Here is an 11,182-nt window from a genome sequence, read left to right as displayed (position 1 = left end):
CCCGCGCCACGCGTGTCCCGGCGCGTCTCTCTGCTCGCCACCAACGTAAAAGACCCACGAGCCCTCGGGCACGGCGTCCCTACAGCCCCCACGTTACCACCCCGTAGCCGTCGTTTTCCGGCTGAAATCGGCACGGGTCACCCCCTCGCAGTCTGCGTGGGAGAGATTCAATCCCGCCTCCGTGCCCCTGTTGCCAAGAACCGCCATATGTGGAAACCTTTCTTTTGCCGGGTTTATGGATGACACTATGTTCCGCGGATATATATTGAAGCTCAAATCGTCCCGCCAGACCGGACGGCCACATTCTAACTCGGGGTTATCCAAAGCGCATGTCGGTGATCCGCGGCGAAAAGGTTACGTTTCGCAAAAAAGACATCGTCGCGCTGCATGAGCTTCCCTCCGCACAGGCCGAAGACCCCATCATCGTGCATTGCCCGCCGCCGCGCCGTTCACGCATGCGGCGTGCGGCCAATGTGACGGCTGGTTGCTTTGCCGCCGTTCTCTTTCTTCTGGTGGCGATCATCTTCACTATCGAAAGCGGAATGTTCGACGCGACGCTGTCGCGCCAGGCGCAGACCGCCTTGAATTCGGCGATAGGTCCCCGCTACCGGGCAGAAGTGGGCTCGACCGTCATCCGTTTCACGTCCGGTGCACAGCTCGCGCTTGAAGCCCGTAACGTCAATATGGTCGATCAGGAAAGCGGGCAGCATCTGTCGACGACAGGCGCGATGCGCATGGCGCTCGATCCGTTTGCGCTTTTTCGCGGCCGGGTGGCCGTGACGGCGATCGAAGCCGCCGATATTGCGCTCGACACGGCCCTTCTGCCGTCCGGCGGCCCGCTGGACTTAAGCAAGCTTCGCATCGACGCAATTCCGCAGGCGATGGAAGCTGCGTTTTCTCATCTCGATATCCTGGACGATTTCGTCGAGCGCGGGGGTACGGATACGGTGCGTCTCTCCGGCATCGACATCAAGCTCGCCGATACCGCGAATGGTCCGCTTTCGATCGTGGTCGACAATCTGGTCTTTGCGCATGCGGGACCATCTTCGCTGCATTTGACGGGCGAGGTGGCAATCAACGGCGAAGTGGCGATGCTGGATGTGCTTGCTGAAAGGAGCGCCGGGAAAGCGTCGCGGTTCACGGCAAAGCTCACCCATGCCGATCTGACGCCATTTACCTTGAAGAGGAACGGGCTCGGGGAAATTCGGCAGGGCGTAAACAGTTTTGCGGACGTTGCCGTTTCCGCCGTGCGGAGTGCGGGCGATGTTGCGCCGTCCCTGGCCGCCAGGGCGGATCTTGCGCCCGGGTCGATCTATGTCGACGGAGACGCACAGCAGCTTTCCGGCGGCCGCATCAATCTCGGCTATGACTTTACGAAGCAGACGCTTGAGATCGCAAGATCGCAAGCGCAGTTCGGCAACACCGCCGTCCCGTTCAACGGCGCAATCATCGATCTCGACAAGCTCGATCCGGCCGTCGGCAAGGGTTTTGGCATCGATCTGCTGATCAGCGGCGGCACGGCTGCACCGGTGGGCTCGGGCGAACAGCCGCTCCCATTCGATATCCAGACGACGGGCCGCTACCTCGTCACCTCGCGGGAACTGCAGTTCGCGGGCATGACAGTTTCTAGTCCTCTGGGGCAGCTGTTCGGATCGCTTCATGTCAAACTCGGCGACAAATCGCCGGAAATCAGCTTCGTCGGACAATCGCAGCAGCTTCAGACGGCTGCGATCAAGCAGCTCTGGCCCTTTTGGATGGCGCCCAGGGCGCGCGAATGGGTTCTGGGAAATCTCTTCGGCGGCACGGTCACGAATGCGTCGATCTCGGTATTCATTCCGTCCGGGAAATTGGACGAGGCCGTCGGCAAGGGGCTGAGACTCGGCGACGAGCAAATCCGTATCAGTTTCGATATCGCGAATGCGCGCATGAACGTGGCAGGCGATATTCCGCCGATCCGAGATACGTCCGCCCATTTCGATCTGACCGGCCAGAGGGCGACGATTTCGATCAAGAGTGGCACGTCATATTTCGCATCGGGCCGTTCCGTCAGCCTCGGAGAGGGTCAGTTCGTACTGCCCTCGACTTACCAGAAGCCACTGATGGCGGAAATGAAGCTCGCGATCTCCGGCGATGCCGATGCGGTGGGCGAACTCCTCACCTACAAGCCGGTCCAGGTCCTGCAGCGCGCCGGCCTTGTGCCTGGGGACCTGAAGGGCAAGATCACCGCCGACGTCGAGGCGCGGCTCGGCCTTCTGCGATCGCAGGATCCTCCGCCGCCCGAATGGAAGGCCAGCATGCAGCTCAGCGGCGTCGATGTCGGCAAGCCGGTGTCGGGCCGGATGATTACCAATCTGAATGGCGCGCTCGACGCCGATCCGCAGCAAGTGGCGCTCGACGCCGAGGGGCAGATCGACGGCGTGCCCGCCGAGATCGAGCTTGTCGAGCCGACCGACAAATCGTCCGGCGTCAAGCCGCAGCGCATCATCACGGCGACGCTGAACAACGCTCAACGCGCAAAGGTGCTTCCTGGCCTATCCGGGATCATCGACGGCAGCCTGACGATGCAGCTGACGAAAATCGATGAGGAACGCCAGAATGTTCAGATCGATCTCGACAAGGCGTCGTTGCAGCTTCCCTGGATCGGTTGGGCGAAGGGAAGCGGGATCGGCGCGACGGCGGAATTCGAAGTATCGGGACCACCCGAGAAAACGCAGATCAGGAATTTCCGTCTGAAGGGCGACGGCTTTGGCGCCAGCGGCTCGTTTGCCCTCAGCAAAGGCGATCTCGAGTCTGCCGATTTGGACAGCGTGGGGCTTTCGTCCCTTGATGACTTTGCCATGTCGATCCGGCGTAACAGGGGCAATTTCGACGTTTCGGTATCTGGGAACACTGCCGATGCGCGTCCGATCCTTGCACGATTGAAGAACGGACAAGGCGACAGCGACGGGGATGGTGGTGGCAGTGCCAGCGTCTCGGTCCGTGCGAATCTCAACAGCGTCGTTGGCTTCAACGATGAAAAGATCGGCAATTTCGAGGCCAGATACGTATCGAGCGGCGGGCGCCTGCAGGCGCTGAACTTTTCCGGCATCACCGGCAGCGGCGAGGCGGTTGTCAGCCAGACAAGGGAAGGCCGCGTCTTGAATATCACGAGCGGCGATGCCGGTGCCGTCTCGCGCTTCGCCGATCTCTATCAGCATATGCAGGGCGGGCTGCTCAACATGTCGATCAGGCTCGGCGACGGCGGCAATTGGGATGGCTCGGTCGATATACGCCGCTTCGCCATCGTCAACGAGCAGCGCCTGCACTCGATCGTTTCAACGCCCGTCGGCGAGAACCAGCGCAGTCTCAATTCCGCCGTCAAACGCAATATCGACACCTCCGCGCAGCGCTTCCAGCGCGGCTTTGCGCGCGTCGTGTCCCGCGGCGGCGTGGTCGGTGTCGAAAACGGCGTGGTGCGCGGCGATCAGATCGGGGCCACGTTCCAGGGCGTGATCCGCGATCAGCGCGGCAACATGGATATGACCGGCACCTTCATGCCGGCCTATGGATTGAACCGGCTGTTTGCCGAGCTGCCGGTCATTGGGATCATTCTCGGGAACGGTTCGGATCGCGGCCTGATCGGCATCACGTTCAAGCTGACCGGCAAATTCGACCATCCGGCCATGCAGATCAATCCGCTGTCGATCATTGCGCCGGGCGTTTTTCGCAACATCTTCGAGTTCCAATAAAAAAAGCCGGCGCAAAGGCCGGCTTGCTTGAATTTCGAGACCGTGGGGCTCAGGCCGCGCGGCGGATGAGGATGTGCTTCTTCTTGCCGAGCGACAGCTTGATGACGCCATCGGCGGTGATTTCACCGCTGCCGATCAGCCTACGCTCGTCGCTGACCGCTTGGTCGTTGATGCGCACGGCTCCGCCCTGAACGTGACGGCGGGCTTCGCCGTTGGAGTTAGCAAGGCCGGCGCGGACCATCAGCGAAAGCAAGCCGATACCGGCGTCGAGTTCGGATGCGGGAACATCGACGGACGGAAGGTTCTCGGCGATCCCGCCTTCTTCGAAGGTTTTGCGAGCCGTTTCAGCGGCCTCTTCGGCAACGGTGCGGCCATGCAGGATCGCCGTTACTTCGGTTGCGAGTATCTTCTTTACCTCATTGATTTCCGAGCCACCGAGCGCAGACAAGCGTGCGATCTCGGCCATTGGCAAGGTGGTGTAAAGCTTGAGGAAGCGCGGGATGTCCGCATCTTCGGTATTGCGCCAGTATTGCCAGAAGTCATAGGCCGAGAACATATCGGCGTTCAGCCAGACGGCACCGGTCGCCGACTTGCCCATCTTGGCGCCGGAAGATGTCGTCAAAAGCGGAGAGGTCAGGGCATAGAGCTGTGTAGTCCCCATGCGGTGACCGAGATCTATACCATTGATGATGTTGCCCCACTGGTCGGAACCGCCCATCTGCAGCTGGCAGCCGTAGCGTTTTGCCAGTTCGACGAAGTCGTAGGCCTGCAGGATCATGTAATTGAATTCGAGGAACGAGAGCGACTGTTCGCGATCGAGACGCGTCTTCACGCTGTCGAAGGCCAGCATGCGATTGACCGAGAAGTGGCGACCGACATCGCGCAGGAAATCGAGGTAGTTGATCGAACGCAGCCATTCGGCATTGTTGATCATCAAGGCGTCTTTCGGACCCTCACCGTAGGTGAGGTAATTCGAGAAGACACGCTTGATCGAGGCGATGTTGCTCTCGATCGTTTCGACGGTCATCAACTGGCGTGCTTCCTCCTTGAAGGACGGATCGCCTACCATGCCGGTGCCGCCGCCCATCAGCGAAATCGCGCGGTGGCCGGTTTTCTGCAGCCAGTGGAGCATCATGATCTGGATCAGCGAGCCTGCATGCAGGCTCGGCGCCGTGGGATCGAAGCCGATATATGCCGTCACGGTTTCCTTGGCGAACAGATCGTCGAGGCCTGCTTCATCGGAGATCTGATGAATGAAGCCGCGCTCTTTCAGGATGCGCAGGAAATCGGATTTGAACTCGGACATGACTTCGTCTCTTTGGGGGTGTCGGATTGATACTTGTTGAACTGCCGCGGCGCGTTTAGCACTGTTTTGCCGAAAGTGCACTATTCCGTTCGGAATGTTTTGGAGGATGGATGGGTAAAATAAGAACCGCAATCGGCCTGATGAGCGGAACGTCGATGGACGGAATCGATGTCGCCCTGGTTCGCACAGACGGTGAAGCCAGCGTGGAACGGGGGCCGTTTCTGGGTGTGCCTTACGATCCGGCCTTTCGCGACAGGCTGAAGTTTTCGCTTGAAGGCGCAAAATCCATACTCAGGCGCAAGGAACGACCCGGTGAACTTGCAGCAATCGAGCGAGAGCTTACGCTGCGTCATGCATCTGCCGTCACGCAATTTCTCGATCGTTGCGGTCTGGATCGAAGCGCAATCGATGTCGTCGGATTCCACGGCCAGACCGTGCTGCACCGGCCCGACGAGGCACTGACCGTCCAGCTCGGCGACGGGCCGCTGCTTGCGAGCGAAACCGGCATCCCGATCGTCTACGACATGCGGGCGAACGACATGGTGCATGGCGGGCAGGGTGCGCCGCTCGTGCCGGCCTATCATGCGGCGCTTTCGGGGACGCTTCGGGACGCCAAGCTGCCGGTCTGCTTCGTCAATATCGGCGGCATCTCGAACCTTACCTATATCGGCGCCGACGGCTCGATCGTCGCCTATGACAGCGGGCCGGGAAATACCTTGATCGACCAATGGGTCGAGACACATGCCGGGATTCCGTTCGACCAGGGCGGCATGATTGCTTCGGAAGGCAAGATCGTCGCCGAACTGGTCGACCTGTATCTGGAAAGCCCGTTCTTTACTGCCGAAAAACGCCGTTCGCTCGATCGCAACGATTTTCTACCGCCGAGCGGAGCGGACGCCGAGCTCGCGGACGGTGCGAGGACGCTCGCCTATGTGGCTGCCGCCTCGATCATCAAATCGGCCGGTCACCTCCCGGTGATGCCGACGGTCTACATCGTGTGCGGCGGCGGACGGCTGAACCGCACGATCATGCGCGATCTTGCTGATCTCGCTGCCCGCCAAAATGCCGACGTGATCTCCGCCGAGGTTGCGGGCTTTAACGGCGATGCCATGGAAGCTGAAGCCTGGGGGTACCTAGCAGTCCGGTCGCTGGAGGGACTGCCGCTGACTTTTCCGGGCACGACCGGTGTCAAGGAACCAGTCAGCGTCGTCATTCTTGCGGGGCCTTGATGGTGGCAACGCTTATTCTCGAAACCTCGCGGCTGCGTCTGGTGATGTGGAATGCAAGCGATGCGGGGTTCGTCCGCAAGCTGCATTCGACGATTGGCACAACGCGTTATATGTCCGGCGGCGCGCCCTGGAGCATTGAGAAGTGCGAGGAGCGGCTTGCCAGCTGGTTCAAAGAGAATGCGCAGGACGGGACGACAAAGTACAAGCTCCTGAGCAGAGATGACGGCCGCTTCATCGGCCGCGCTGGCATTTCGATGCATGACCGCGACGCAAACGAATTCGAACTCGGTTATGCGCTTTGCGAGGAAGAATGGGGAAAGGGCTATGCGACGGAAGTGGCCAGTGCGCTTGCGATTTGGTTCTTCGACAAGGGCTTCGCCACGCGTTTCATCGCTTTCACGCATCCGGAAAACTTCGCCTCGCAGCATGTACTGAAGAAGATCGGAATGCGGCCCGTCGCGCCGCGACTGATAGACGGCTTTGTGGCGCCGACATTCGAGCTCGGCGCCACCGACATTTGATTGTCAGCGAATACGCTTTGCTGCCGGTTCCGGCACCAGTTCGCCGTTCAGGCGGCGGTCGAGATAGTCCTCGCATTCCGCCATCAGTGTTTCGACCTGGCCGTTGAAGAAGTGATTGGCATTCGGCACGGTACGGTGAGTGATGAGGATGCCCTTCTGCGTCTTCAGCTTTTCGACCAGACCGTTGACATCCTTTTCTGGCGCGACCTTGTCGGCTTCGCCGTTGATGATCAGGCCGGAAGACGGGCAGGGCGCCAGGAACGAGAAGTCGTAGGTGTTCGGTTGCGGCGCAATCGACATGAAGCCTTCGATTTCCGGGCGGCGCATCAGCAGCTGCATGCCGATCCAGGCGCCGAAGGAATAGCCAGCGACCCAACAGGTCTTCGAATCGGGATGCAAGCTCTGCACCCAATCGAGCGCGGAAGCGGCATCCGAAAGCTCGCCGGCGCCGTGGTCGAATTCGCCCTGGCTGCGGCCGATTCCGCGGAAGTTGAACCGCAATGTGGTGAACCCGCGCTTCTGGAACATGTAGAAGAGCTGGTAGACGATCTGGTTGTTCATCGTGCCGCCGAACTGCGGGTGCGGGTGCAGGATAAGGGCGATCGGCGCGCTTTTTTCCTTGGAGGGCTGGTAGCGGCCTTCAAGACGGCCGGCTGGGCCGTTGAAAATGACTTCGGGCATCGGTACTCCGGGTTTTTATTTTCGCGTTCCTGCTGCTTAGACTTGACGAACGTTGTCAGCTTTTCTAAAACGCAGTTTAGAACAATTCGAAACTTGCATACGATCCACGCATCGTGGACGTGTCATAAGGCAAGCCCGGCGGAAATTTCAAGGAAAATGAACCGTGGCAGCCTAGCAGGATCAAGCGCAGGACAAAAGAGCATGGCGCCGCCCCGCCTTTATCTTGATTGGAACGCGACATCGCCGCTGCATCCCGCAGCGCGCGAGGCGGTTGTAAGCGCGCTTGCTCTGTTTGGAAATCCGAATTCTGTTCACGGCGAAGGCCGCGCCGTACGCGCTGCGATCGAGGGTGCGCGCCGCCAGATTGCGGCGCTGAGCGCGGCCGAACCGGCAAATGTGATTTTTACCAGTGGCGCGACGGAAGCGGCCAATATGGTGCTGACGCCGGATTTCCGCATGGGGCGCATGCCGCTTGCGATCGACCATCTCTACTATTCGGCGATCGAGCATCCGGCCGTGCGAGAAGGCGGCCGCTTTTCTGCTGAGAAGACGACTGAGATTCCAGTTACGTCCGCAGGTGTCGTGGATTTGGCAGCGCTGGAGAGATTGCTTGCCGGCCATGACAGGGCCGCGGGCTTGCCGATGGTGGCGATCATGCTCGTCAACAACGAGACAGGTATCGTTCAGCCGGTCCGCGAAGCCGCCAAGATCGTACAGACGTATGGCGGGGTTCTCGTAGTGGATGCGGTGCAGGCAGCAGGACGCCTGAAGCTCGACATCAACGAGCTCGGTGCCGATTTTCTGATCGTGTCCTCACACAAGCTCGGCGGGCCGAAAGGAGCCGGCGCGCTTGTGTCGCGCGGTGAGACCCTGATGCCGAGGCCGCTGATCCGCGGTGGGGGCCAGGAAAAAGGTCACCGTTCGGGGACTGAAAATTCCGCTGCCATCATTGGCTTCGGTGCCTCCGCAGCCGCGGCACTTGCCGAGTTCGACGAGCGCAATAGCAGATTTGAAAGGCTTCGCGACCGTCTTGAGGCTGGAATGCGGCGTGCAGCGCCCGGTTTGCTGATCTATGGGGCGGACGGGCCGCGGGTATCGAATACGAGCTTCTTCACCCTTCCCGGCCTCAAGGCCGAGACCGGCCAGATCGCCTTCGATCTCGAAGGCGTTGCTCTTTCGGCAGGCTCCGCCTGCTCGTCCGGCAAGGTCGGCGAAAGCCATGTGCTTGTGGCCATGGGCCGCGACCCGAAAATGGGCGCGCTGCGCATCTCGCTCGGTTTTGCGACGACGGAAGACGAAATCGACAGGGCGGTCGCCGCCTTTGCGAAGATTGCCGGGCGGTGCAGGCCGGCCGGAGAGGCGGCCTGACGGCCTCACTAAATTGCGGAAACGCAAATTTCCGCTTGCCAATCGGGCTGAAAAGCGCCTTTTGGCCACCTACATACGGGGTAACGAAAATCGCCCCAAGACAAGCTGCCGGACCTTTACCCGGCGAGATTGGAGAACGACATGCCCGCCGTCCAAGATACGGTTGAACGCGTCCGCCAGATCGATGTGGACCAGTACAAATACGGCTTCGAAACCATCATCGAGATGGACAAGGCACCCAAGGGCCTGTCCGAAGAGATCATTCGCTTCATCTCCGCCAAGAAGCGTGAGCCTGAATGGATGCTCGAATGGCGCCTTGAGGCCTACAAGCGCTGGCTGACGATGGACGAGCCCACCTGGGCGCGCGTCGACTATCCGAAGATCGACTTCAATGAAATCCACTTTTACGCTGCGCCGAAGAGCACATCCGGTCCCTCGTCGCTGGCTGAAGTCGATCCGGAGCTTCTGAAGGTCTATGAGAAGCTGGGCATCCCGCTGCGCGAGCAGGAAATCCTTGCCGGCGTTGAGAAGCCGAAGATCGCCGTCGATGCCGTCTTCGATTCCGTTTCGGTCGTGACGACCTTCAAGGAGGAGCTGAAGAAGGCCGGCGTGATCTTCATGTCGATCTCCGAGGCGATCCGAGAACATCCCGAGCTCGTGCAGAAGTATCTCGGCTCCGTCGTTCCGCAGACCGACAATTACTACGCGACGCTGAACTCCGCCGTCTTCACCGATGGCTCCTTCGTCTTCGTGCCGAAGGGCGTCCGCTGCCCGATGGAGCTCTCCACCTATTTCCGCATCAACGAGAAGAATACCGGTCAGTTCGAGCGCACGCTGATCATCGCCGAGGAAGGCGCCTATGTGTCCTACCTCGAAGGCTGCACGGCGCCACAGCGTGACGAAAACCAGTTGCACGCCGCCGTCGTCGAACTGATCGCGCTGGACGATGCCGAAATCAAGTATTCCACCGTCCAGAATTGGTATCCGGGCGATGCCCAGGGCAAGGGCGGCATCTACAACTTCGTCACCAAGCGCGGCGATTGCCGCGGCGACCGATCGAAGATCTCGTGGACGCAGGTCGAGACCGGCTCCGCCATCACCTGGAAGTACCCGTCCTGTATCCTGCGCGGCGACGATAGCCGCGGCGAGTTCTATTCGATCGCCGTGTCCAACGGCCATCAGCAGGTCGACAGCGGTACCAAGATGATCCATCTCGGCAAAAACACCTCGAGCCGCATCATTTCCAAGGGTATTGCCGCCGGCGTGTCGCAAAACACCTATCGCGGTCAGGTTTCGGCCCACCGCAAGGCCTCGAACGCGCGCAACTTCACGCAGTGCGACTCGTTGCTGATCGGCGACAAGTGCGGCGCACATACGGTGCCCTACATCGAGGCAAAGAATTCGACGGCACATTTCGAGCACGAGGCGACGACCTCGAAGATCTCCGAAGATCAGCTCTTCTATTGCCTGCAGCGCGGCATCCCGGAAGAAGCGGCGATTGCGCTGATCGTCAACGGCTTCGTCAAGGAAGTCCTGCAGGAACTGCCGATGGAGTTCGCCGTCGAGGCGCAGAAGCTGATCAGCATCTCGCTCGAAGGCAGCGTGGGCTAACGCCAACCGAAACGACTACGCGATGGCGCGCGCGGCGCGCCTTTCTACGATTGTTTTTATGGGACATAACCATGCTTGAAATCAGAAACCTGCACGCCCGCATCGCCGAAGACGGCACCGAAATCATCCGCGGCTTAGACCTTACGGTGAAGGCTGGCGAAGTGGCTGCCATCATGGGGCCTAACGGCTCTGGCAAGTCGACGCTCTCCTATATTCTCGCGGGTCGCGAAGACTATGAAGTGACCGAAGGCGACATTCTTTACAACGGCGAGAGCATCCTCGAGCTCGACGCTGCCGAGCGCGCCGCCAAGGGTATTTTCCTCGCCTTCCAGTATCCGGTTGAGATCCCGGGTGTCGCCACCATGCAGTTCTTGAAGGTCGCGATGAACGAGCAGCGCAAGGCGCGCGGCGAAGAAGAGCTGAAGACGCCGGATTTCATGCGTCTCGTCAAGGACGCGGCCGGCAAGCTGCAGATCAATACCGAGATGCTGAAGCGTCCGCTGAACGTCGGCTTCTCCGGCGGCGAGAAGAAGCGCGCCGAGATCCTGCAGATGGCGCTGCTTCAGCCCCAGCTTTGCGTGCTCGACGAGACCGATTCCGGCCTCGACATCGACGCGCTGAAGATCGTTGCCGATGGCGTCAACGCACTACGCTCGCCGGACCGCGCGGTGGTCGTCATCACCCATTACCAGCGCCTGCTCGACTACATCGTCCCAGACACGGTTCACGTCCTCTACA

The 11,182-nt window shown here is 60.3% G+C and carries 8 protein-coding genes; 6 read left to right on the top strand and 2 right to left on the bottom strand.

The annotated features are described in order from the left end of the window. Nucleotides 1-329 precede the first annotated feature (329 nt). A complete protein-coding gene (locus C9413_RS19445; RefSeq protein ID WP_170250783.1) occupies nt 330-3,728 on the top strand; it encodes a DUF3971 domain-containing protein in 3,399 nt (1,132 codons plus the stop codon). A 49-nt stretch (nt 3,729-3,777) separates the two neighbouring features. On the opposite strand, the gene tyrS is transcribed toward C9413_RS19445, so the two are convergent. Then, nucleotides 3,778-5,034, bottom strand: coding sequence for a tyrosine--tRNA ligase (tyrS, locus tag C9413_RS19440; RefSeq protein ID WP_039844996.1), 1,257 nt, complete (start codon nt 5,032-5,034; stop codon nt 3,778-3,780). Nucleotides 5,035-5,144: 110 nt separating this feature from the next. Here tyrS and C9413_RS19435 point away from each other — a divergent pair, with 110 nt between their 5' ends. Both C9413_RS19435 and C9413_RS19430 read left to right on the top strand, forming a co-directional pair. Continuing rightward, nucleotides 5,145-6,263, top strand: coding sequence for an anhydro-N-acetylmuramic acid kinase (locus tag C9413_RS19435; RefSeq protein WP_170250782.1), 1,119 nt, complete (start codon nt 5,145-5,147; stop codon nt 6,261-6,263). After that, complete coding sequence (locus C9413_RS19430) at nt 6,263-6,784, top strand: GNAT family N-acetyltransferase (protein WP_170250781.1); 522 nt, start codon at nt 6,263-6,265, stop codon at nt 6,782-6,784. The genes C9413_RS19435 and C9413_RS19430 overlap by 1 nt, the downstream gene beginning before the upstream one ends. Before the next feature lie 3 nt (nt 6,785-6,787). On the opposite strand, the gene C9413_RS19425 is transcribed toward C9413_RS19430, so the two are convergent. Then, a complete protein-coding gene (locus C9413_RS19425) occupies nt 6,788-7,465 on the bottom strand; it encodes an alpha/beta hydrolase (protein WP_022715287.1) in 678 nt (225 codons plus the stop codon). A 201-nt stretch (nt 7,466-7,666) separates the two neighbouring features. On the opposite strand from C9413_RS19425, the gene C9413_RS19420 reads away from it, so the two are divergent. The 3 genes from C9413_RS19420 to sufC all read left to right on the top strand — a co-directional run. Next, on the top strand, nt 7,667-8,833 hold the full coding sequence (locus tag C9413_RS19420; RefSeq protein WP_039844993.1) for a cysteine desulfurase family protein: 1,167 nt from the start codon (nt 7,667-7,669) through the stop codon (nt 8,831-8,833). A gap of 141 nt (nt 8,834-8,974) precedes the next feature. Further along, nucleotides 8,975-10,444, top strand: coding sequence for a Fe-S cluster assembly protein SufB (gene sufB / locus C9413_RS19415; RefSeq protein ID WP_039844992.1), 1,470 nt, complete (start codon nt 8,975-8,977; stop codon nt 10,442-10,444). A gap of 71 nt (nt 10,445-10,515) precedes the next feature. Beyond that, nucleotides 10,516-11,182, top strand: a 667-nt coding sequence (gene sufC / locus C9413_RS19410; RefSeq protein ID WP_170250780.1) for a Fe-S cluster assembly ATPase SufC, incomplete at its 3' end; no start/stop codon positions are given.

Source organism: Rhizobium sp. SEMIA 4085, assembly GCF_013004495.1.
GTDB lineage: Bacteria > Pseudomonadota > Alphaproteobacteria > Rhizobiales > Rhizobiaceae > Rhizobium > Rhizobium gallicum.
This window is presented reverse-complemented; position numbering and strand designations above follow the sequence as displayed.

Bases quoted from the DNA above. Each gene is read 5' to 3' on its own strand.
- C9413_RS19445 (WP_170250783.1), top strand. From the start codon at position 330: ATGTCGGTGATCCGCGGCGAAAAGGTTACGTTTCGCAAAAAAGACATC.
- tyrS (WP_039844996.1), bottom strand. From the start codon at position 5,034: ATGTCCGAGTTCAAATCCGATTTCCTGCGCATCCTGAAAGAGCGCGGC.
- C9413_RS19435 (WP_170250782.1), top strand. From the start codon at position 5,145: ATGGGTAAAATAAGAACCGCAATCGGCCTGATGAGCGGAACGTCGATG.
- C9413_RS19430 (WP_170250781.1), top strand. From the start codon at position 6,263: ATGGTGGCAACGCTTATTCTCGAAACCTCGCGGCTGCGTCTGGTGATG.
- C9413_RS19425 (WP_022715287.1), bottom strand. From the start codon at position 7,465: ATGCCCGAAGTCATTTTCAACGGCCCAGCCGGCCGTCTTGAAGGCCGC.
- C9413_RS19420 (WP_039844993.1), top strand. From the start codon at position 7,667: ATGGCGCCGCCCCGCCTTTATCTTGATTGGAACGCGACATCGCCGCTG.
- sufB (WP_039844992.1), top strand. From the start codon at position 8,975: ATGCCCGCCGTCCAAGATACGGTTGAACGCGTCCGCCAGATCGATGTG.